Genomic DNA, 23,252 nt, shown 5'->3' on the forward strand with positions numbered 1-23,252 from the left:
CTTCTCCTCCCTCATTTCTGCTGCCATTCGGCTTTTTTTGACAAGTATAGCATATTTATTCAAACATGCGTTCTCTTTTTCTCTGTTTATTCAACTCCCTGATTACTTTTGAGCTGCTAACTGCTTTCCACTCTGTTTGTTCTGTCAATTACGGTCTGCTGCTTCTGATGGCTGAGCCAGATGATCGTGGCAGCCCAGGCGAGAAACATAGCCGCTGCGCCGATAGAAAAAGGCAGAAACAGGTTCACGGCAAAAACATTCCCTGCAATCAGGGCACCGGCTACGTTTCCAAGACTCACAAAGGAATTGTTCACACCCATAATCAGCCCCTGTTTTTTTCCCGCCCGTTTGGAAATCATGCTGTTCACAGATGGGCGAAGAAGGGAATTTCCAAGGAAAAACAAACAGGTAGTCACAATCAGAGTTGTGTAGCTGAAAGCGAGAGACATGAGAATAAATCCGATACCACTAAGGAGCAGAGCCCCCAGGGCCACACGTTCGTCTCCGAAACGTCCGGTGAGTCTGCCAACAAGGCCTCCCTGTGCAACCGCACCGACCACCCCTACAATCATCACGATCGTTCCTACTTCAGCGGGCGTGTACTCAAAACGGGCAAGCGCATAAAGGCCGAAGCTTGTTTGAAAGTTGGCAAGTCCGAAACTGAGGACAAATACAAGGACGAGCAGGAAACCAACCGGGCTGGTGACGGCGCGCAGAATGCTTTTTAACTGGCCAGGTCTTTCACTGTCCTTCTCCTCCCTCACCTCTTTCGGAAGGGATTCCGGAAGAAGAAACAAGGAAAAGAGACCGGCAATCGTGGCCGCTATTCCTGCAAACAGGAAAGGCGCTGCCAGATTAATTTCCGCAAGCCAGCCGCCGATCCCCGGCCCGAATACGATCCCGAGGGCCATACTCATACCAAGGAGCCCCATTCCTTTACTTCTTTTTTCCTCGCTTGTGGTGTCTGCTACAAATGCCATTGCAGACGGCATAATAGCAGATCCGAACGTACCGGCAAGGATTCTTGAAAGGTAAAGCATCCACATTTGTGAGGCGAAGGCGAAAATGAATTCCGCCAGAGCAAATCCGAACATCCCTGCTGCAATCAGAGGCTTCCGGCCGACGCGGTCAGAAAGCCGTCCCCAGAACGGCGCAAACAGAAACTGCATAAAGGCAAAGAGGGCAATCAGAATGCCCAGTTCCACTGCTCCTGCATCAAATGACTCCACATAATAGGGAAGGACGGGAATCACCAGACCAATCCCCATCATGACAACAAACATATTGATCATAAGAAGCAGGAAAGACTTTTTCTTTTGTTTTTCCGAAATACTCAAACGCACTCACTCTTTTCACTATGCAGCCGGTCAGCCGTCCGATTTTTTAGGCAGTACAATTATGAAGGATACACCCGAATCTGTGTTTTTCACTTCCGCATAGCCTTTATGAAGATCACAGATGCTTTTAACGATGGCCAGACCAAGACCGAACTGGCCTTTGTTCCCTTTACGGAACGGGGTAAATAAATGCTCGAGTTCTTCTTCCGGGATCATCTCCCCGTCGTTTGTCACTTCGATCGTCGTATTTGTATCTGTTTCAGATGCACTAATGGAAATATACGATTCGGCATAACGAAGAGCGTTTTCGACGAGGTTTTCGAGAAGGACCTGAAGCTGTTCTGTATCCCCGTAATGATATACCTGTTCTCCGCTGATCCGGATCTTTACATCTTCCCGCTGCATACGGAAACGCTCTTCCATTCTGAATGCAATCGAACCGAATGGAAACGTGGATTTTTCCATGGTTGTTTCTTTAATAGAATCGAGTTTTGTATAGTAAAGCATATCTTTGACCCGTTTTTCCATCCGCTCTGATTCTTCAAGAATCACGTCCATCGTAGAAGGTATATTTTCCTTTGGAAGCACGCCGTCCTTGACCGACTGTGCATAGCTTTTGACGACCATAATCGGAGTTTTCAGCTCGTGTGAGGCATGCTGGATGAACGTTTTCTGAGCCGTGTCATAGTTGATAAGATTCTGCCTCATCTTCTCAAACTGATCCGAGAGCTTTTCGAAATCATCGTCACTTTCCCAGTGAAAAGGCTCTTTCCAGTTCCGGTCTGCAATCTGTTCGAAGTGATTTCCGAGGCTTGTGAGCGGCTGCTTCAGATAATGCTTCAGCCAGAACGCCGGAATCAGGCTGAGAAGCCCGGCTATGAGCATAATGTAAAACAGACGGGTCCAGAGCCTGTTGACCATCTGATCCCGGTAGGTATCCCACATATAGGATATATACAGAACTTCCCCCTGTGAGGTATACGATTTGAAAATGACGTAGAAAATGGTTGCTTCGTTATAAGTGAGTTCAAAGCGGCCCCGGCGGTCTACTTCCTGTGCACTTTGATTGATCTCGCTGAGCACCTCATTGGGAACCGAGTCCCCCTGATGGCTTGCGACCTGATCAGTTACGATTAAATGGCCGACAGACCGTTCTGCATCCCGTCTTTCCACAAATTCAACCTCAGTAAGCGGCATGGACATCTCGCCTTGCGGATTCATCTGACGCGCCTGCTCCTGTTCAATAATGCGGTACGTTTCCTCTGTGAGCGTGCTATTAAGAGAGATCGGATAAATAATGCCGATCAGTAACCCGACCATCAGGATAATGGCAATAAAAGAAAACCAGATCCGTTGTGTCAGATTCAGTCTGATCATGATGAGAGAACCCGGTATCCGTAACCGTACAGCGTTTCAACATGAACTCTCGGCAGCTTTTTACGCACCCGGCGGACAACATCATCCACAGCCCGCTCTGAACCGAAGTAATCTGTTCCCCAGACATATTCAATAATGTCCTCACGGGAAAGGGCGTTTCCTACATTCGTCGTCAGGAGAATAATTAAATCCATCTCCTTAGTCGTAAGTTCCACCTGTTCACCTTCATCAAGAACCGTTCTGGAATTCACATCGATCGTATAGCCGTTCAGTTCAATTCTGTTTTCTTCCTGGGTTTCGGACTGATAAACCCGCTTCAATAGTTTTTTTGCACGAATCACAAGTTCCTCAGGCATAAACGGCTTGGCAAGATAGTCGTCGCTTCCCAGTTCCAGGCCAAGTACTCTGTCCAGATCCTTATCTCTTGCTGAAATAAAGATGACAGGGGTATCCTGGGCTGCTTTAATCGCCTTAAGAAGCTGATAGCCGTCCATACCAGGAAGCATAATGTCCAGTACCCAGAGGTGCGGTGTGTCTGAGATCGCATCGTGTGCCTGCTTCCCGTCTTCAAAAACCGTCACCCTCCATCCTTCTTTTTCCATATAAGCTTTAATTACTTCTGAAAGATTATTTTCATCTTCTACCAGATAAACATTAAAATTCGTTTCCAAAACGAACACATCCTTCTTAAATGTAAGTCATTGAATGCCGCTGTAATTAAGTATTCGCTCTTATTTTATATTAATTGGCGGCTAAAGACCAATACATGTATGTTTTCTAGCTGACAGGGTTTTTTCTCCGGCTAACAGAAAGGTCGATCCGGGAAAGCTCCGGCTGTTCCTCGATCATGTGACGATGACACGTAAAACATAAAATCTGACGTCCTGCTGATAGGCCTTTAAGGACTGTCATCACTCGTGTTCGTCTGTCTTCATCAAAATTCACAAACGCTTCGTCTATAATAATTGGAAATCGTTCTTCCTTCCCATAACTGAATGCCAGTGCAAACCGGATCGACAGATAAAGAAGTTCCTGGGTGCCCTGACTGAGAGAAGAGGGCTCAAAGCGGGTTTTATCCGTCCGTTCCACAATGAAGTGTCCCTCTCCAAGAGGAGCAAAAAGCCCTGTATAACGGCCAGCTGTAAACTGTTCGAACAGCTTTCCTGCTTCACGAATCACACCAGGCTGGCGCTCTTTTTCAAGAACCATTTTTGTTCGCGCAGCCAGATCCCGGGCGATCGCCAGCACAGCCCACTCCTCTACCTGTTCGGCCAGTCTGCTTTTTTCATGTTCGAACTGCTGTAAACACTCTTCTAGTGAATGCCCCTGTTCAAGCGACTCAATTTCCTGTTTTACGCGGGTGATTTCTTCAATCGTCCTCTTCCAGGTCTCATCCGTTTCCTTTTTTCTATTGGCTGTTTCCTTCCATTTTTCCTCGGCCATTTCTCCCCAGTTGGAGCAGGTTTCAAGATCCTCAGCGCGGGTTTCCCTCGGTGAAACTGCCCTCATTTCTAGCTCCAATTCTTTTATGCGGTCCCGCTTTCTCTGTTCATCTTCCCAGGCTGAGACTTTTTCAGCAAATGCTTCTGCATCGCTGACCTCAGCTTTACTGAACAGCTCCTCAAGACCATTATCAGTCTCTTTTATTTGCTTCTCAAACGCTTTCTTCTGGCTGAGAGCACTCATTTCCTGTTCTTCTACTGTCTTTTTTGTTCTGTGCTTTTCAAGCTCGCTCCTGACACACCGGCTTGCATCTGCAAGACAAACGAGGGGGCCGCCTTCTTGCCTCGAAAGCCCTGCTTCTTCTGCAAAACTGAACACGAGCTGTTCAAAGCTTTCCCGATCTCTCTTTAGTTTCTCTATTCTCCCGATCTGTTCTTTCTCTGATCCCGCGTGTTCCTGCCATTTGACCGTGTCTTCAAAAGCAGCTCTATACTGTGTGAGTGATAGACTTGGTTCAAAGCCGGCTTTAACCGCCCAGTTCATGAGGGCATCTGTTACAGCGTCGGCCTGTTTTTCCGATTGATGAAGGAGTCTTTCTGCCAAGGCGTACCGGCTCTCGGCGTCTTCAGCAAGGTGCCTGAGCCTCATGTGCTCCCGGATGGCTTCTTCATGGGCAGCGAGTGCTTCACGCCACTCATCTGCAGGCCAGGAGGCTGCTTCTGTCTCAAACCTTTCCCAGCGGTCCAGTTCCTCTTTCAGCGCCTCCTGATGTACTCCAGCACTTTGAAACCTCCCGGAAGAGAGGCCGGCAATGAAAAGGAGCACGCCTATGATCACCGAGGCACTTCCGGTCAGGGGATCCCCTGTAAGGAGCCCGGCCGCACCGAAGAGAAGAAGAAGAATTCCTGCTGCCGGCAGAAGCTTTCCTCTGTCTTTTCTACTGAATGAAGCGAGCTGCGCTTTCCATTCAGGAATTTTTTTCTTCACTGATTCATATTCTTCGAGACGTTCAGCACGATCACGGTATATTCGTTCCGTCTCCGGTGCGAGACGGGCCTCTTTTGCAGCGGTGAGCCGTTCATTCAGCCTCGTTTTTTCACCCTTGAGCTGCAGAAGTTCTTTTTCTGCGGCCTCTCTTTCGCTCTTCGCTTTTTCAGCTTCATGCGAAAGCCGCTCCATTTCTGTACGGGAGGCTTTGGCTGTATCACGTCCACGCAGATTGTGCGTGTCTTCCTGCCATCCCCAATCATGTTCAATATCTTCTTTTTTGCGGTTCAGACCGGACCGCTCCTCTTCAAGCCTGGCCATTTGAACGGCCTGATCCTCATACACACCTGACTGTTTGTTCAGACGGGCACTTTGTTCTTCGAGCCTGACCGCCTGTTCGTATGAAAGGGTAGGAGCGTGTTTTTTTCTTTTTTCCGACAGCTCATCAATCCATCCGTGAATCTCCTGTAACGATTCAGACAGGCGCTCACGCGTCTGCAGCAGATGCACCAGTTGTTCTTTACCTTGATGGGGAAAAGCAAAGTCAGGGCTGCTGCTTTCTTTCAGAGCCGTATATTCACGGTACATAGGAGCCAGCCGGCTTACACGTTCCCACCGGTTAAGATCCGCCTGGAGTTTTTCCCGCTCTGTCTTCAGCTCTCTCAGCGCCTCTTCTCCTTCATTTCTTTTCCTGACCAGGCCAGCATAGGCACCTGCCTGCTCTTCTCTTTTAGACACTTCTTTTTCAGTCTCCTGAATCACTTTCAGCTGTTCGTTAACCGGTGTCTTTTTTCCCCGGACTTTGAAAAGCTCCTGCATCCTTTTGTCTGCTTCTTTTTCACAGGCGAGAAGGGACGGCCCCCCGCTTAAGGAAGCATCATATAAGTAATCGTTAAGCGTCTGGGCATCCATCTTTCCGATTCCCTGAAGCCCTTGAAGATCGAATGAAAAAATGCCGGTAAATACCTGTTCGCTCATTCCTTCAAGGAGCCGCTCGAGATCCTCTTCCCCGCCTGTTGTACCATCCGAATAATAAACAGACACATCTCCTTTGGCCCGACGCTTGAGAATCCGCTCGATCCTGACCATTCCAGCAGATTGAAAGCGGACAGTCAGGGAGCCTCCGAAGTCACTTCCTCCTATCGGCCTGTAGCGGTCTGCCCGTTTAGGAAATCCGAAAAGAACAGCCCGGATAAAAGCCATCATGGTGGATTTTCCAGCTTCATTTTCTCCGTAAATTATCTTTATTTCTTCATCGGCATAAAAGGTTTCCGACTGCCATTTTCCAAAACCGTAAATATCAATCTGTGTAATGATCATGTGCCGCCCTCCTTTACAAGCCGGGAAATCAGCCAGTGCTCAGCACGCTCAATCAGCTCTTTTTTCTCAGCGGTACTAAGGCTCTTTAAATACTTCCGGGCAGTCCGGTGCTCATAAAGAGAAGCCAGCGCTTCATCTGAGAGGTCCGGGGCTTCTTTCAGCTGATCTGCTTCATTCATGAGGTCACCAAGGACAGTCTGCTGTTCTTTTTCTCGCTCCCGGTCGACAGAAGGCAGTGTCTTAACGGTCAAGGTCTCGATCCAGTTAAACGTCCGGCCTGCTGTATATAACGCGCGGACTTCTTCCAGAATATCTTCATCTGCACCAGGAGTAGTGAGGTAGTCGTGGAGGCTTCCGCTTCCGGTTACCGCAAGCTGGATAACACTGGACTTTCCTTCAGCTACAGTAAGAGATACCGACTCTTCCACTGCTTCAAACAGCTCTTCAATCTCATCCATACCTTCAATTTGAAGTGTGATCGTATGCCAGTCCAGAGGTGAGGTATTCAGAAATGAAACCTGCCCTCCTCCATGCGCAAGTTCAACAAGCATGCCGCCCTTTGATCCCTGCTCGTTTTTATGTCCACCCTGAATATTCCCAGGATATACGACGAATGGGTCTCTGCTTAAGATCTGGCGCTTATGAATGTGGCCGAGAGCCCAGTAATCAAACGATGTTTCTGTGAGTTCACGGAGGCTGAACGGAGCATAAGGATCGTGGCCTTCCTGCATTTTTTCCTGCCCGTGCAGCATGGCAATATGGTACAGCGCATCGTCTTTCTTTTGTTTTATGTAAGAGGAAACAGGATCTTCAGTCACACTTCTTGATCCGTAACTGAAGCCGTAAATCCGTGCAGCCGGGATTCCGTCCTTTTCAAAAAGCACGCTCGATGTGTCAGGCCCGAACACGTGAACGTTTGCCGGGAGACTGATTTCACGGACGGTTTCTGTAAGGGGATCGTGATTGCCGTGTATGATATAAAGTGGGATTCCCACTTCATTTAAGCGGCCGGCCTGCTTTTTCAGAAAGAGCTGTCCTTTTATGCTTCGGTGCTCCAGATCATACAGATCTCCACTGATAATGAAGAAGTCTATCTGCTCGCTGACCGCTATGTCTACGAGGCGGGCGAATGAATCGAACGCACTTTCTTTTATTACCCGGAGAACGGATTCAGGCAGCCTGGATGTCTGAAACGGCCGGTCCAGATGCAGATCTGCACAATGTATAAAACGGATCGTGTTCATGCTGGTCATCCTTTCTTCTGAAAAACAGAATGATTTGTGAGGTTGTACATTAATTTCCACAGATTTCACTTTGAATAAATGCTGAAGACTGCACTGAGGTGAACACAGCCTTCAAGCAGGATAAACGTATGTATGTTCCTGTTATCATGATGCCCAATTATACCATAAAAGCGATCATCCGTTCGCTTTCACTTTGTCTCAAACGGTCTTTTAGATAAGCTGTTTTCGGAACGATTGTTGTTTTAAAACGCTACAGGTCGACGCTTTCCGCGGGCAACGCCTAAGCCTTCTCGGGAAAAACAGCAGCAGGCACGCTCCCGTGGATAGGGAGACGTGCCTGCTTTATACTTTTACTGTAAGGACGAGGCCGCTTACCGTTCCTTTTTTGAAATCGCAAGTGCCTGACGGATGTCCTTAATCGAAGACACCTTTCCGTACATGAGTACGCCTCCTTTGTAAATCCGCGCCCCTATGAGGGCAAGGAGTACAATGGACACAGCCATCAGACCCATTCCAGCAGCCACTTCCCAGACCGGCAGTTCAAGCATCCCGACTCTTAGAAACATAACCATAGGTGTGAAAAATGGAATAAACGATGTGATGGTAATGATCGGTGAATCCGGTGCATTCAAACCAAACATGGAGATCAGGAAGGCCACCACAACAACCAGGGTCAGCGGTGTGATGACAATATTCACTTCCTCAGTTCTGCTCACCAGTGAACCAAGGACAGCGGAAATGGTTGCATAAAACAAGTAACCGAGGAGGAAAAAGACAAATGCATACACCAGCAGACCTGACGGTATGCCAGTGGCGATTTCCTCTGTATAACCGCCACTACCGGCATTGCCTGCCACCGATAATACCCCTACGGTAATGATCACTACATACTGGGTGATCCCAAGAAGGGCAATCCCGAAAATTTTAGCGAACATCTGTTTAACCGGCGACACACTGGAAACGAGAATTTCCATCACCCTGGATGTTTTCTCTGCTGCCACTTCCATGGCAATCATATTACCGTAGGCAAGGACAGAAAAATAAATCACGACCACAAGGGCATTTACAAGAAACCGTGCCTGGTTCAGTTCCTCCTGGGAGCGGGCTGTATCACTGACGGCTTCCGTTTCAAATGTGACAGGAGCATAGACCGCATCAAGAGCCGACTCATCAATCCCGAGGCGCGCCGCTGCCGCCTGGACTTTTACGGTCTGTACCGCTTGCCGCATCAGGGACGGAACGCGTTCATTGGCTATGGAACGTGCTTTATAGACTGCTTCTGGTAGCCCGTCGGCGCCTTCTGAAACAACGAGGAAGGCATCCAGTTCACCCTGGCTGGTCCTGTTTTCCGCTTCCTCCTCAGACATGTCACTGATCTCCGTCTCAACTCCGAGTGATTCAGCTTCGGCTGCAATCAGAGAGGAAAATTCCCTGTCCCGTTCTTCAATAATCGTAACCACCTGATCCCGGTCGCTGCCCGATTCAAAGGCTTCAAAGATCCGGTCAATGTTGGCGATCCCCACCACAATGACTGCTGTGATGATTGTAGAAAGAATAAACGACCTGGACTTCAGCTTCGTAAAAAAAGTGTGAAACAGAATAATAAAAAACTTATTCATAGGCAGCACCGGCCTTTTCAATAAATATGTCATTCAGGGACGGTTCTTCCAAGACAAATTTACGGACGAACCCTCTTCCCCCAAGGCCGCTGAAAATCCGGGCCGCCGTCAGTTCATCCTTCACTTCAATTCTCGCACCACCGCTAAAAGGCTGAAACCTTCCAACACCCTGCAGTTCTTTTAAAAACCCCAGATCAAAATCTGCTTCCACAATGAGATTTTTACGGCCGTAGGACCGCTTGATTTCTTTTAACTGCCCATTTACAACCGGCCTCCCCTTCTGGAGGATACACAAATACTCACAAAGCTCCTCCACATGCTCCATTCTGTGTGAAGAAAACACAATTGTAGTGCCGGATGCTTTAAGATCGAGCACGGCCTTTTTCAGCAGTTCCACATTAACCGGGTCAAGACCGCTGAATGGCTCATCAAGAATCAGCAGCTCCGGCTTATGTATGACTGCTGCGATGAACTGGATTTTCTGCTGATTCCCTTTTGATAACTCATCGATTTTTTTGTTTTTGTATTCCGGTACGTGAAATTTTTCAAGCCATTCGTCGAGTTCATCAAGCACTCGGCTTTTTTTCATCCCGCGCAGCCTTCCGAGATAGACGAGCTGCTCGGCTACCCTCATCTTCGGATAAAGACCTCGTTCCTCAGGAAGATAGCCGACGAGATGACTTGAATCGTACCCGATTTTCTTTTTCTTCCACGTGATTGATCCGCCGGTCTGATCAATCAGCCCCAGAATCATTCTGAACGTGGTTGTTTTCCCGGCACCGTTGGCCCCGAGCATACCGAACATTTCCCCCTCCGGTATGGTCAGGGAAAGGTTTTGTACTGCAGTAAATGCCCCGAAACGTTTCGTAACGTCCTCAAGCACAAGTGTCATGACGTTCTGCCCCGCTTCCTCATATATTCTACTTTCTACTTTACCAGACAAAGGTGGACGATGCCTATTTTACGGGAGTTGAAAGAACAGCCCCGGAGCGCTAAAATAAATGTTAAGAAACAAACGAAATTTCAGACTATATAAAAGGGGACGGGACCATAATGGCTAAATACTTTCTTACTGCTTATGACAAAAAAGGCAATCACCTTCTGAATGAAAGCTTTGAAGCAAAAGATGACAAAGAAGCGAAAGAAACAGGCGAAAAACGCCTTCTTGATGAAGGGCTTTCGAAAAACCCGACCCGGGTCGTCCGCGAATCGGGAGGACTCGTTCTGTTCCATCCTTAAACCGCTTCACTCTTTCTGCAGCTAAAAACCAGCAATGCCGTTCCTTTTAGGCAACGTGCTGGTTTTTTTCTGCTGCAGCCAGCCAAATGAACTTTTGCCAAGCAATATCGCTCGGTGCTGCTGAATTCTGCTTTTGACGCAGCTTCCTATAGCTACTTTTCGCCCATCGTATAAAAGGTGCCGGATACCTTGGCCAGTTCCCGTCCTTCCTCATCGCGAAGCATGCACTCGGCAAACTGGATTGTGCCGCCTCGTTTAGTGAAATAGGCTTCTGCTTCTATCTTCCCTTCCCGGGCCGTCCGGAAGAACTGGGTTTTCACTTCGAGTGAAACACTCGGGCTGCCAATCACCGAGGCACACAAGTGTGCCATGGCTGTGTCTGCGATATACATCACGATGCCCCCGTGCAGAAATCCGATCGGGTTGAACATCACTTCTGTAACCGGACACGTTATTTTCACTTTCTCTTCATCCTTCATATAGTTAAAGGAAAAATCAAGAAACGAATACAGAAATGTGGCATCTGTACCGACTTGATGGTTTTTCGCTGCCTGTATGGCTTTCTCGGATAGATGATTTGGATCCATGACTTATTTTCTCTCCTGTTCATGCCGGCTGACAAGACGCGTTACTGACGCTCAAGCTGGCCGCCTCGTTATTACTTTCACAAGTGTAGCCGAGTGCAGCCGTCGAGGTCAATGTTCCCGTCTGAGACGCAGCCGGAATGGGATATGGAAAAAGGATGACCCTGGTCGCTGCCAGGTCATCCTTCAAACCTTTTCTCATATCGAGTTAAACTATGAAAAACTCAAGTTCAGCTGTTTACGGAATACTTCTTTAATCATATATCCTACGCCATTTTGATCGTTGGACCTGGTTACCCAGTCTGCTGCATTTCTGACCGTTTCGGGAGCGTGACCCATCGCAACCCCAAGGCCGACCTGCTCAACCATCTCACGGTCATTTTCGTAGCTTCCTACTGCCACCATTTCAGACAGGCTGAACCCGAGCTTCTGACCGACGATCTGAAGACCTCTTGCTTTGGAAACAGAACCCTCTGTAATATCGATGCTCGACGGGTCGGAGGCGGTAAAGCGGCACCCTTCCAATGCTTCTTCAAGTTCCTCAAGAGCATCGGCACGCTCCATTTCGTTCCAGAAATGTGCCCGGATTTTCGGAACGGTCACCGGCTGGTCGATAATGTGATGACTCAGAGATTCCACAAAATTGACCCCGTAGAATAAAGGGTCGCCTACCCCCATATTCATTCTCGCAACGAGGTGATTCTTCTGTTTTATTCTATTGGCCAGCGCGTATTTTTCATGAAGAAGTCTGATATGACAATGATAGTTTTCAAGAATATCAACAATCTGGTAAACGCGGTCCGAGTCAATTCGCCTTACGAACATCGGCTCCTCCAGCGATGATCCTACGAATGCCCCGTCATGCGTGATCAGCTCATGATCTTCAATTTTCAGCGCTTTGGCAACCTTTCTTGCAGACGGGTACGTTCTGCCGGTTGCAAGCGTCACATATACACCTTTGTTTTTTACATATTCTACTGCTTCTTTCGTCTCCCGTGTAAGTTTGTGATTCGATTTTAACAGGGTCCCATCGATGTCCAACGCCAGTAAGCGATACGTCATTGCTGCCATCCCCCTTCATCTTCCTCAGCATGATTGGTTCATACTTATGTACTGGAAAAATTGAATAGAACAGGAAATGTCCTTTTTCAGGACAAAGTGCTTTAATATGAGAGCCGCTGCACAACCCCGAAAAAAACATAGAAAAAGACGCCCTCTTTAAAAGAGAGCGTCCTGTTGATGTGCTTTGGAATTACTGCTGGCCGCCTTCGCCCTGCTCGCCTTGAGCGCCGTAAAGCTCCTCAAGAGGCTCAGTGATGATCTTGTTGATGTCGCCGATCACCTGGCTCATACGCTGTTCAGCTTCCATCAGCTTTGAGATGGTTTCGTGCTGCTGCACGAGCTCAAACTGCTTCTGGGCGTTCTGAATTTCCTCTTCGGAAATCTGAGCTCCCTGCATTTGCTTCTGCTGAAGTTCCATCTGTACCTGACGGAAGTTGTCAAGCATCCGCTTTGCTACATCGTCGCTGTTTACGACTTCATGAAGCTCTTTCAGCTTGCCGAATTCTTCACTTTCTTTCAGGACGCGTGCAAGTTCGTGCGCTTGATCGTAAGGGTTAGCCATAGTTAAAAATCCTCCTAAATGTATTGTGTGCATGCATTGAATCCGAATAGTCAAACTCACAGTTAATGCGGGTAAGCCGGTTAGTCGTGATGCACACTTAACTGCTTCTTAACGACTATAACACACATAAGAGGGTGAGTTCATCCGTCAGCCCTCTTTTTCTTCGTTCCATCCATAATCTAAATTACAAAACGCATCAGTATGGTCAGCACTAACCTCAGGATTACAAAACGAAAAGAACGATCAGACCCTGAACCAGGCCTACCGAACCACCAATGACAGCCCCGAATAAGGTGATCATTTTCAGTTCCTGTTTTGCAATTGAGAGAATGATCTGCTCCAGTCTGGGGAGGGGAAAGCTGTTTACCTGGTCACGGACAATCTCGTCAATTTTCAAATTCAGCAGCATCCGCTGAAGATTTCTCTCTATGATCGCAGAGAGTGTTTCCAGCACAGCCGGCATCAGCGTATCGGTCAGTCTGCTTTCATATCGGTGGGCCCACTCCCCTAGCGGTTGGTCCCATTCACTTAATACAGGCACTTTACGTGCCACTTCTTGCGCCAGTTGTTCTGCTCGTTTCTCCCAGTTAAAGTCAGGAAGCAATTCATCAAGAGATTTTCCCTTTACCGAATTCCACTCCTTCATTAATTGCGTTTCAATGAACTCTCTTGCTTTTTCATCCTCCAGAAGTCGGAGAAGTTCATACTGAATACGTCCGGACACGGGGATGTTGCTGACCATCCGGCCTACCATTCCCCCGAAGCTCCCTTTTGTGGAAAAATACCGGTTGACCATTTCCTCAATTTTCTGCTTCCCCTCAGGAGAACGTACATATTCACGACCTTTTTGCAGGATTGTAGATGTGATTTCCGGAATTTTTGCCCGGCTTTGCACAAGTAATGGTTTTGGCAGCCATTCATCAAGAGGCGTACTTTTGTATTCATCCGCCGTTTTCAAAATAGATCTCGTAACAGCACCTGTAAAACGTGTACGTGTGTCTTCTGAAGACCAGTTCCCGCCTGACTGGCTGTACCACCAGCCTTCAAGTGTTTCCTCGCTCGAAGAGATTTCTTTTACTTTTCTGCGGAACCATGTACGCACTTCTTCAAGGAGAGTCTCGTCGAATAATTTACTCCGTACGCCTTCGACCGTAATCAAATGCCCGGTAACAAGGCTGCCAAGCTGGACCGCAATTTCGTCTCTTCGTTTCGGGATCAGTCCGGGGGTAAATGGCAGCTTCCATCTCCCGATATAAACCGGTTTGAAAGGCCGGAAAAGCATACGAATGGCAATGAGGTTTGTGAGGCCGCCTATGAATGCCCCGATCAGGATCATCATTAATATTACAGTTATCGTTTGCATCAGCATCACCCTAAGGAGTATTTGCACCATTAACTTCAGCGTTTCATAGTATACGGTATCCGCCCGCCCAGCCTTGTAATCAGCATGTCTTAGCGTACCAGGAACAGCCGGCAGGCGGGTAAAAGGAATCGTTTATCCTTTTATGTCATATAGAGTATCAAATGAGGGATGTCCATGACCCTTGATTTTACAAGACGAGAGCACAGCATCCGTTTCATCCAGCGGGATGACAGCGGTACAGCGCTTCGGCTGTTCATACCGGACAGCTTTGCAAAAGAGTTCGATTACAAGGAAGGTGACACTGTCACCATCAGGGCTGGCAAGTGGGAAAAAGAATTACAACTGATGCCTGTAAAAGACCTTCCTGCATTATGTTTCGGCATTCACTCATCACTATTCCCTTTCCCGCAACTGTTAAGCACCGATACCCCATTTCGTCTCGAACGGTATTTGAAACACGAGTGGCGGATCGGCCCGGTAGTCGGTCTGCTTGTAAACGATGCAGGCAGCAGTCCTCTGAGTTTCGGGGCATTGAGCGGGTTCGCAGAGGAAATGGCCCGTCATGCTGCCGAGCGGAACACTCTTTTTTTTGTTTACCCGTTCAACCAAATCTGGACACCAGCGGGAGGTTCCGGCTTCTTCCGGGATGGTGTGTCTTGGATTACAACGGATACGCCGCTTCCGGACGTTATTTACAACCGTCTTTCAACAGCGTCTAAAGAGCAGTCAGACGCTGGAAAATCCCTGTTCTCTCTATTAAAACAAAATCACGTTCCCTATTTCAACGAACGGTTTATTTATAAATGGGAAATGCATGAACTCCTCGCCAGACACGAGCACCTTCACCCTTTTCTTCCTGAGACGGTGCTTGCTTCCGACAGAGATGGTGTACTGAACATGACGAGAAAACACGGGCAGCTATATATAAAACCGGTACGCGGCCGTGAAGGAAACGGGATCATCCGTCTCACTTGCGAACCGGAAGGCCTTTGTGCGGAGTATCCATCGGACAGCGGCCGAGAGCCTCGAATATTTAGAACCTTTGATAAGTTCTACGAAGCATTGCGCCCCCGCCTGAAAAAGAAACCGTATCTTGTTCAGCAGGGCATTCCTCTTTTCACAGTTGATGATGGACTTACGGATATCCGTGTCCTTACTGTAAAAAACGAAGCCGGAGAGTGGCAAGCAGTCTCCAAAGTCGCCCGTTGCGGCGTAAAGGATCAAATTGTCTCCAACGTAGCCAAGGGAGGCGAACAAAGAAATGCGGCCGATGTTCTCACCGAGACATTCAGTGAACCATACGCTTTTCATCTTGCGCGTTTGTTAAATGAACTTGCCGTGGAAATTGCTTCGGCAATCGACAGCGAGCTTGGCAATACCGGGGTTTTCGGTGAATTCGGGATTGATATCGGGATCAGTGCCGATGGCCGGCCATGGATTCTGGAGGTGAATACGAAGCCTTCAAAATCCGCCGATCCATTCCATGATCAGACAGCCTCTGTCCGCCCTTCGGTAAAAACCCTGATCGCTTTTTCCCGCTGCCTGAGCGGTGTTTTTGATTAGCAAAAAGTTACAGTAAAGGAATGATAACTCATGAATATTGCTTTCGGCATATTACAGCTCTCTTCCGAGCAGGAAAAAGAGTATATTACCCAGATCGCACTCAGAGGCGCTGCCAGCCGGACCCCTGTCTATGTGTTTACTCCTGCAGACTGGGATCCTGAAACGAACCTTGTTCAGGGCCGAAAATTCGACCCGGCCTCCCTGTCCTTTCAGGAGGAAGAGTTTGTACTTCCCAAGATTATCTATGACCGCTGCTTTTACAACCGTTCAGATGAATCAAAAAAAGCAATGGCCCTCGTCAGACAAATGAAGGAAAGAACCATTTTTCTCGGTTACGGTCTGCCGGATAAGTGGAAGGTGTATGAATCCCTTGCGGCGAATCCAACACTTCAAGAGTACCTGCCGGAAACGAAACTGCTGAAGCCGTCTAACCTGATTACCATGCTAAAAAAGTTCAAAACAGTTCTGATTAAACCAGCCACAGGTTCAGGAGGCAAAGGGATTCATACTGTCACACGTACAAAAAGCGCGTTTATATGGACCGACGCCCATACAGGTCAGCAGACCTCCCACCGTTACACACCTGACGGGCTTCACGAAGAGCTTGTCCGTCGTACCGGAGGCCTCGCCTACCTGATCCAGCCGTTTCTGTCCTTGAAAAACGAAAATGATGCACCGTTTGATCTGCGCGTAGTTCTCAGGAAGAACCGGAGTGGCGTCTGGAATGAACTCGGCAGAGGGATCCGGAAAGGAAGCAGCGGGGGAATTGTTTCTAACCTGAATGCAGGCGGCACGATTGTGCCTTCGTCTGAATATACCTTCACACCTGATCAGCAGGAGCAGCTTGATACAATTCTCAGAACAATTGGGTCCTGTCTGGAAGACGCGCACCACCGCCTGTTTGAACTTGGTGTAGATTTTGGAATTGATGCTGAAGGGAATTTGTGGATCCTTGAAGTGAATTCAAAGCCTGGTTTACAGACGGTTCTTTATACAACCGGCCTGAAAGAAAGGATTCAGGTTTATGAAGGCCCTCTCGTTTCCTATTTGCATATCCGGAAATGGCTTCTCTCTAAGAACAAAAAGCACCGGAAAGGAGCACGAGCCGCCCATGAACAGAATCGTTAAACGGTGGAAAATAACCCATCATCCGAAAGCTTCAGTATTTCTCCCTTCGTCCTTTATGGAAGAGCAGAACCTGAGGGAAGGGGAGCCCTTTACCTTCCAGTTCGGCACAAAAGAATTGACGATTACTATTCGTCAAAGTGCTGTAAATGAATTTGAAATGAGTGAAGATGTTAAAGAGCGCCTTTATCTGCCTGTTCATGCTCCACTCGCTCTTCATGCAGACCGGCAGAGCCGGATTCTGGCAGCCGGTCCGCATATCGGGATCTATACGGCCGGGTTTACCCAGTCTCTCCTGCGGCCTGCCGGAGACCGTTCCTTCTTATTTTCAAAATATCTTATTGCGGCCCGTAAAGCCGGGATCAGCTGCTTTCTGTTTGGCGCCCCCCATATTCAGTGGGAAGACGGACTGGTAGAAGGCTATGTATATGATCAGGAGGGATGGAAAAAATCACTTCTCCCTCTTCCCGATGTTGTGTATGACCGGATCCCGAACCGGAAAACCGAAGCCCATCCAGGTTATTCTGAAGTAAGGGAGCGCCTTCAAAATGAGTATCAGATCCCCTGGTTTAATCCAGGGTTCTTTGACAAATGGAAGGTTCATCAGTCCATAAGCGGGACTGACGCTTCACGCTTTCTTCCTGAGACCATCCTGGGACCGGATACAGCAAAAGTGAAAGCTTTTCTTAATACCCATCACCACGTTTACATCAAACCGGCAAAAGGAAGTCTCGGGATCGGTATTCATCAGATCCTTTACGTTCCAGAAGAAAATATGTACTACTGCCGATTCCGTGATCATAATAAAAACCGGCTGCGCCGCTATAGTTCACTTCAACGCCTGTTAAAGAAACAGTTTCCTTCCGGATTAAGGCAGATGGTTGTACAGCAGGGGATCCAACTCCTGTCATCCGATCAGAAGCCGGTGGATTTCAGAATCCATACGAATAAAGACGAGCACGGACAGTGGCAGGTCAGTGCTTTCGCTGCAAAAATAGCCGGGATTGGCAGTGTTACAACCCATGTTAAAAGCGGTGGTAAAGTAAAGTCACTTCAGGAACTTAAACATGACACGGTCATAACAGATCGACAATACGAAGCATTGAAACAGGCTGCTCTGGAGATCAGTGAAACGATCGATCGTGAAATGGATGGTCATATCGGTGAAATCGGATTTGATTTCGGCATTGATACAAACGATCAGATATGGATGTTTGAAGCCAATTCCAAGCCCGGACGGTCAATTTTCAGCCATCCGAGTCTTAAACGCGACGACTACCATACCCGTCATCTTCCCTTTGCCTACGGCACCTATTTGTTTAAACAAATGCTCAGACGGGACACTCCGGTTTATTACCGATGATCATTCATTTTGATCAGGAAAAACAGGCATGGTATACCGAATCGCAAGAGGAAGGGCTTACCCTGGGTACCCTTCCCCTGCTTCCGGCGGGAGAAAAGCCGCTCACGGAAGGAACAGTATTTTTAACCGGAATGCGCGGTAACGAAGCTGGCCCCGTCATTGCTGTTCTTACAGGAGGCCACCCCTCCAAACCATTCTCCGGTGATGAACTTCTGTACCGTACCCTTCACGAGGAAGCATGCGCTCAAGGGGGGGTTGTGGCTGTAGTCCCGATTTCGGACATATCAGGAATTGACAGTATGACAGGCTATGTGCATTTGGAAAACGGCGGATGGACACCTGTACCAATCGGCTCCCCCCACGTGATTTACAATCGTGTCCCTGCACGCAAGGTCGAAAAAAGCGAAGCCTTTCTGACTATCCGCCAGGCTGCCAGGGATGCAGAAATTCCCTTTTTCAATGAAGCGTTTTTGACAAAATTAATAATCGACAAAACATTAAGAGGCGATCCTGAGCTGGCAGAATTTCTCCCGTGCACCGAAAAGCTCGAAAGCCGGGAGCAGTTTATGCGATGGGCGAAATCCCGCGATGCTTTTCTGCTGAAGATCAGCAGCGGATCCCGGGGCAGAGGCATTTATCTGATAAAGAAATCTGCGTCAGGCTTTCTTAGCCTCCAATCACGGAAAGGAACGCTTGCGCCGGTTTCTGCAAAAGGATGCTGGCGTTTTATTGAATCTGCCATCTCATCCAGGACCTTTCTGCTCCAGGATTACATCGCCCTCAAACAGCATCAGGGCCGCAAGTTTGATTTCCGCCTTCTTCTGCATCAGAACCAAAATGGCTGGATGTGCAGCGGCGTCGGGATTAGGCAGGCCGGACAAGGTCAGGTAACGACCCATTCCATGTACGGAGGGGATCTGCTCACGCCTGAAAATACAGATATTGATCCTGCTCCTGTTATAGAACTTGCTCTTCGTGCCGCCTCTCTTTTTTCACCTTCTTTTACCGAGCTTTCCATGGATATCGGCTGCGATGAGCATAACCGGCTCTGGCTGTTTGATATTAACAGTAAACCGATGATTTTTGACGAACATGCCATTCGGCTCAAAGGAGCTTCCAATCTTTTGTCCATCTGTCATGAAAAGGCCGGTTTTGCCTGATGGCCCGGCTTTTTTCTTTTGCTGTGATTGTATAGATTGTTGCTTTTTTAACATCTAATTATGGAGCGAAAGGCGGCGACTCCAGCGACGAGCGTTTGCTTCTCGAAAAAGCTGCGAGTTGCTTCGACGCAGACCGCTTCGAAGGGCATGCTGGCAGAGGAAGAAGCAGGAACTTTCCCGAGGAGGCTGAAGCGATGCCCGCGGAAAGCGTCCGCCTGTAGCGTCTATAGCTACAATCCTTCCGAAAAGAGCCTTTTCTTTTGCGCGCCTGCTGAACTCCAGCTGATTATGGTAAGATGGTGTGAGGAAAATCAGACAACTTCAGGTAAAGGCGGGAACAGTATGCTTTCACACTTTCACTACCGGGAAATCAAAAATAACATGATCAACCGGGAATGGAGCTTTGAGTTTTATTATAAGCAGCAACAGTATAAAGGCTCGTACTATAAGGACGGCTCAATTAAGTGGACAAGCCCGGACAAGGGAAAAATGAGCCCGGAAGAGCAGACATTTCTTGAGTCCTGCGTCCACGACCTGATGCTTTATCACGTTTATGAAGATCACTAGCATGACCCGGCGGTCAATCACGCACACTACCTGTAAACAGGACTGCAGAACATCAGCGTCCGGACAGGGAGGAAAACATATGTGTGAAAAAAAAGATCTCGAAAATCAGGGCCGGCAGGAAGCGTATCTCGATGTGGACCGCATGACCAACGAAGGTCTTGCCGGTGGCAAGGACCATATCGCTTTTGGAAAGCGTCAGATTGAGGAATCACAGGATATTCACGAGGAAGAAGCGCCGCGTTCATCCGGAAAAAAAGACTGACAAACGGGGGCACCTGGAGCGTTTAAGCTCACAGCAGGTGCTCCTTTCCTGTATTTTTCCTGCGACAGTTCCAGAAGCTTCGGTTGCCAGAGCCTGTCTGTCTTTCTATAATAGTCTTTAGCAGACTGACATCAGAAAGGATACCGTTAAGCATGCTTGATAAAATAGAAAAGAAATACGCTCATGCACTTGCCGGCACCGGTGATGAAGCTTCTGCCACCCTCCTTACACTTCAGGATGAAGCCGGCAGAAAAATAAAATTAAAACGGAGTGCGCTGACTGAGGAAGAAGAATCCCTTTTGAATACCCTTTTCGGCGGATCAGCCGGGCACAGAGCTGCGCCGGTTACAGAGTCAGACCAATGCTGGACCGATCTGCTGTTAAACGGTGAGTTGCCTGACCATAAAAGTCTTTCTCTTCCCGTACGCTTTATTCATTTTTCTCTCAAGGGCGAACTCAGTGATCACGAAGGCTTTACCGTAGCGGTCAACAGCCTTTTCAGTTCAGCTGAAGCTCTTGTCTGGTCAAATTCATCTGACGGCGTCCTGGTTCAGCGGCTGGATGAAAATTTTGAAGATGACCAGCCTGACCAGAGAACACTCGATGCTCTTACGGGCGATTTTTACGTGCAGCTTTCATTTTTTTCCGGTTCTCCGCAGTCGGAAAGCGGCATGCTGAAACAGCAGTTTGAACAGGAGCAAAGGATGTTTAAAGCGGCCCGCACCTACTCACCTTCCCAGCATGTATATCACGAAAAAGAAGTCCTCTCACACTGGCTGCTCAACAGCCTGGACAACGAAACAGAATCGATTCTGAAGGAACAGCTTGAGGCTGTCCGTAACGATCACGATCTGCTTTATTCCGTCAGAGTGTACCTCGAATGCAATATGAACACCTCGATGGCGGCGAAGAAAATGTTTGTCCACCGTAATACCCTGCAGTACAGGGTGGATAAGTTTATTGACAAGACCGCACTCGATATTAAGCAGTTCCCAAATGCAGTTGCCGCTTATCTTACTATTCTTGCTCTGCATTCCAAAAAGAAAGCATAAATATTTCCGGTTCAAAAGGCGGCGTTCCTGCTCCGCCTTTTTATCTTTGTGGACCTGCTGCAGTTTTTTCTCCTGTTCAAAAGAAACCGTTTCCACGCATTGCACAAAAAACATGCATAAGGTTTGTGCACGTTTACAATAGTCAGATGAAAGCGTTCAAGGTACACTTAGTACAGTTAAAAGAAAGCGCTTCACACAGCGTTGCATCTACTGGAGGTAATCATATGGCAGATATTACATTTAAGAATCTTTATAAAATTTACGATGGCGATGTTCAAGCCGTAACTGACTTTAATCTGGATATTCAGGACAAGGAGTTCATCGTTTTCGTTGGACCATCCGGCTGTGGTAAATCCACAACGCTTCGAATGGTTGCCGGACTCGAGGATATTTCTAAAGGAGAACTTTACATCGGAGATAACATCGTCAATGAGGTTGCGCCGAAAGACCGTGACATTGCGATGGTATTCCAGAACTACGCTCTCTACCCGCACATGAATGTTTATGAGAACATGGCGTTTGGACTTAAGCTTCGTAAATTCAAGAAAGAAGATATCGATAAGCGTGTACGTGAAGCAGCCAAAATTCTCGGTCTTGAAGAGATGCTCGACCGTAAACCGAAAGCTATGTCCGGTGGACAGCGCCAGCGTGTTGCCCTTGGCCGTGCGATCGTACGGGATCCAAAAGTTTTCCTTATGGATGAGCCATTATCCAACCTTGATGCGAAACTTCGTGTACAGATGCGTGCTGAAATTACGAAGCTTCACCAGCGTCTGCAGACAACAACCATTTATGTAACACATGACCAGACAGAAGCGATGACGATGGCAACACGAATCGTCGTTATGAAGGACGGGCTGATTCAGCAGGTAGGACGTCCGAAAGACATCTATGACTACCCTGAAAACGTCTTTGTCGGCGGCTTTATCGGGTCTCCGTCAATGAACTTCCTATCAGGAAAGCTTGTAGACAGTTACTTTGAACTTGAAAACATGAAAATTAAAGTTCCTGAAGGGAAGCTCAAGCTTCTTGAGTCCTATAAAAATAAAGAACTTATTCTCGGTGTACGTCCTGAGGATATCCATGACGAGCCGGTATTCCTTGAATCATCTAAAGAAACTCAGCTCGAAGCGAAGATCGATGTAGCCGAGCTTATGGGTGCTGAGACATTCCTCTACTCCAAAATCGGTGAGCAGGACTTTATCGCCCGTGTCGACAGCCGTACAGATGTAACAAGCGGCAACATGATCCAGCTAGCTTTTGACATGAACAAAGCGCACTTCTTCGATGCAGAAACGGAAGAGCGCATCCGCTAATTTTGTGTAATCCCCCTTTATATACGGAGAGGGTGTCCTGGAGTATGTGCCACGCGCACTTACAGGGCACCCTCTCCGCTTTTTTCGTTTCCTGTTTCGTCTATTGTCACGATCTTTTCTGTTCTGCATTTCTGACAGTAAATCATATGGGCACATCGGTGTTTTTTGTAATCATCAGAAACGCCGTTACTCAGTTTAAGGGTCTCAATATCCTCGTAAGCGCTGTATTTATCAAAATAATCGGTGTACTTTCCACAGTCCTCCATAGGTCCAGAACACGTCGGGCATATGCCCTTCTGTATCCTTTTCATCCCATTGCATACAGGGCAGAAACTGCTCATCCGGTTACACTCCTTTCAGACCGAAGTTTTCATGCACACTGGTTTTATCTGAGTCTTGAAATTTACAGTGCCTTTCACATAAAAAGAGGAAGGTTGCCCTCCCTCTTTACAGCCATGTTATTCACTTTTTCTGCTTACTGACCACCGTATTGCTTTTCAGCCTGCTGCACAAGACGCTTAGTGATCTCTCCACCTACAGATCCGTTAGAGCGTGCAGTAGAGTCCGGGCCAAGTTCCACCCCGAATTCCTGTGCGATTTCGTACTTCATTTGATCAAGAGCCTGTTGTACGCCTGGTACTACAAGTTTGTTTGAGCTGTTTGCCATGTTTCTCACCTCCTTGTACATCTAGTTTGTTTCAAAACTA

22 protein-coding genes are annotated in these 23,252 nt (G+C 47.9%); 9 read left to right on the forward strand and 13 right to left on the reverse strand.

Annotated features, from left to right (window positions below):
• Positions 1-116: 116 nt before the first annotated feature.
• From CR205_RS09870 to CR205_RS09900, 7 genes are all read right to left on the reverse strand, one after another.
• Entirely contained in the window at positions 117-1,337 is a 1,221-nt protein-coding gene (locus tag CR205_RS09870) for an MFS transporter (protein ID WP_236634735.1), read from the reverse strand.
• 30 nt (positions 1,338-1,367) lie between these two features.
• Positions 1,368-2,714 (reverse strand): sensor histidine kinase, encoded by a 1,347-nt coding sequence (locus tag CR205_RS09875; RefSeq protein WP_110519083.1) that lies wholly within the window; start codon positions 2,712-2,714, stop codon positions 1,368-1,370.
• Positions 2,711-3,385, reverse strand: a complete 675-nt coding sequence (locus tag CR205_RS09880; protein ID WP_110519085.1) for a response regulator transcription factor — start codon at positions 3,383-3,385, stop codon at positions 2,711-2,713. The genes CR205_RS09875 and CR205_RS09880 overlap by 4 nt, the downstream gene beginning before the upstream one ends.
• 106 nt (positions 3,386-3,491) lie before the next feature.
• Complete coding sequence (locus CR205_RS09885) at positions 3,492-6,464, reverse strand: AAA family ATPase (RefSeq protein ID WP_110519087.1); 2,973 nt, start codon at positions 6,462-6,464, stop codon at positions 3,492-3,494.
• Positions 6,461-7,708 carry a metallophosphoesterase family protein gene (locus CR205_RS09890; RefSeq protein ID WP_161524734.1) on the reverse strand — a complete coding sequence of 416 codons (1,248 nt, stop codon included), beginning with the start codon at positions 7,706-7,708 and terminating at the stop codon, positions 6,461-6,463. The genes CR205_RS09885 and CR205_RS09890 overlap by 4 nt, the downstream gene beginning before the upstream one ends.
• A 371-nt stretch (positions 7,709-8,079) precedes the next feature.
• Positions 8,080-9,327 carry an ABC transporter permease gene (locus CR205_RS09895; protein ID WP_110519091.1) on the reverse strand — a complete coding sequence of 416 codons (1,248 nt, stop codon included), beginning with the start codon at positions 9,325-9,327 and terminating at the stop codon, positions 8,080-8,082.
• Positions 9,320-10,219, reverse strand: a complete 900-nt coding sequence (locus tag CR205_RS09900; protein WP_110519092.1) for an ABC transporter ATP-binding protein — start codon at positions 10,217-10,219, stop codon at positions 9,320-9,322. Before CR205_RS09900 ends, CR205_RS09895 begins: the two co-directional genes overlap by 8 nt.
• 161 nt (positions 10,220-10,380) lie before the next feature.
• On the opposite strand from CR205_RS09900, the gene CR205_RS09905 reads away from it, so the two are divergent.
• Positions 10,381-10,566, forward strand: a complete 186-nt coding sequence (locus CR205_RS09905) for a YhzD family protein (RefSeq protein ID WP_110519093.1) — start codon at positions 10,381-10,383, stop codon at positions 10,564-10,566.
• A gap of 152 nt (positions 10,567-10,718) precedes the next feature.
• On the opposite strand, the gene CR205_RS09910 is transcribed toward CR205_RS09905, so the two are convergent.
• From CR205_RS09910 to CR205_RS09925, 4 genes are all read right to left on the reverse strand, one after another.
• Positions 10,719-11,153: a PaaI family thioesterase gene (locus CR205_RS09910; RefSeq protein ID WP_110519094.1), complete on the reverse strand. Its 435-nt coding sequence runs from the start codon at positions 11,151-11,153 to the stop codon at positions 10,719-10,721.
• Between the two features lie 210 nt (positions 11,154-11,363).
• Complete coding sequence (locus tag CR205_RS09915) at positions 11,364-12,212, reverse strand: HAD family hydrolase (RefSeq protein WP_110519095.1); 849 nt, start codon at positions 12,210-12,212, stop codon at positions 11,364-11,366.
• A gap of 190 nt (positions 12,213-12,402) precedes the next feature.
• Positions 12,403-12,774: a YlbF family regulator gene (locus tag CR205_RS09920; protein WP_110519096.1), complete on the reverse strand. Its 372-nt coding sequence runs from the start codon at positions 12,772-12,774 to the stop codon at positions 12,403-12,405.
• Between the two features lie 223 nt (positions 12,775-12,997).
• Positions 12,998-14,137, reverse strand: a complete 1,140-nt coding sequence (locus tag CR205_RS09925; protein WP_161524735.1) for a DUF445 domain-containing protein — start codon at positions 14,135-14,137, stop codon at positions 12,998-13,000.
• 174 nt (positions 14,138-14,311) lie between these two features.
• Here CR205_RS09925 and CR205_RS09930 point away from each other — a divergent pair, with 174 nt between their 5' ends.
• From CR205_RS09930 to CR205_RS09965, 8 genes are all read left to right on the forward strand, one after another.
• Positions 14,312-15,700, forward strand: a complete 1,389-nt coding sequence (locus tag CR205_RS09930) for a YheC/YheD family endospore coat-associated protein (protein WP_161524736.1) — start codon at positions 14,312-14,314, stop codon at positions 15,698-15,700.
• A gap of 30 nt (positions 15,701-15,730) precedes the next feature.
• A complete protein-coding gene (locus tag CR205_RS09935) occupies positions 15,731-16,828 on the forward strand; it encodes a YheC/YheD family endospore coat-associated protein (protein ID WP_110519103.1) in 1,098 nt (365 codons plus the stop codon).
• A complete protein-coding gene (locus CR205_RS09940; RefSeq protein ID WP_161524737.1) occupies positions 16,812-18,188 on the forward strand; it encodes a YheC/YheD family endospore coat-associated protein in 1,377 nt (458 codons plus the stop codon). Before CR205_RS09935 ends, CR205_RS09940 begins: the two co-directional genes overlap by 17 nt.
• The gene (locus CR205_RS09945) at positions 18,185-19,348 is read left to right on the forward strand and encodes a YheC/YheD family protein (protein WP_110519107.1); all 1,164 of its coding nucleotides are present in this window, start codon (positions 18,185-18,187) and stop codon (positions 19,346-19,348) included. Before CR205_RS09940 ends, CR205_RS09945 begins: the two co-directional genes overlap by 4 nt.
• Before the next feature lie 342 nt (positions 19,349-19,690).
• Positions 19,691-19,915: a DUF5342 family protein gene (locus CR205_RS09950; protein WP_110519109.1), complete on the forward strand. Its 225-nt coding sequence runs from the start codon at positions 19,691-19,693 to the stop codon at positions 19,913-19,915.
• A 79-nt stretch (positions 19,916-19,994) separates the two neighbouring features.
• Positions 19,995-20,177 carry a hypothetical protein gene (locus CR205_RS09955; protein ID WP_110519112.1) on the forward strand — a complete coding sequence of 61 codons (183 nt, stop codon included), beginning with the start codon at positions 19,995-19,997 and terminating at the stop codon, positions 20,175-20,177.
• 152 nt (positions 20,178-20,329) lie between these two features.
• Entirely contained in the window at positions 20,330-21,229 is a 900-nt protein-coding gene (locus CR205_RS09960) for a PucR family transcriptional regulator (RefSeq protein WP_110519114.1), read from the forward strand.
• 224 nt (positions 21,230-21,453) lie between these two features.
• On the forward strand, positions 21,454-22,545 hold the full coding sequence (locus CR205_RS09965; RefSeq protein WP_110519115.1) for an ABC transporter ATP-binding protein: 1,092 nt from the start codon (positions 21,454-21,456) through the stop codon (positions 22,543-22,545).
• A 59-nt stretch (positions 22,546-22,604) separates the two neighbouring features.
• Here the strand turns inward: CR205_RS09965 and CR205_RS09970 are convergent, their stop codons facing one another.
• The gene (locus CR205_RS09970; protein ID WP_142669881.1) at positions 22,605-22,886 is read right to left on the reverse strand and encodes a hypothetical protein; all 282 of its coding nucleotides are present in this window, start codon (positions 22,884-22,886) and stop codon (positions 22,605-22,607) included.
• 134 nt (positions 22,887-23,020) lie between these two features.
• The gene (locus tag CR205_RS09975; RefSeq protein WP_110519120.1) at positions 23,021-23,212 is read right to left on the reverse strand and encodes an alpha/beta-type small acid-soluble spore protein; all 192 of its coding nucleotides are present in this window, start codon (positions 23,210-23,212) and stop codon (positions 23,021-23,023) included.
• Positions 23,213-23,252 lie beyond the last annotated feature (40 nt).

The sequence above is a fragment of the Alteribacter lacisalsi genome (genome assembly GCF_003226345.1).
Classification (GTDB): domain Bacteria; phylum Bacillota; class Bacilli; order Bacillales; family Salisediminibacteriaceae; genus Alteribacter; species Alteribacter lacisalsi.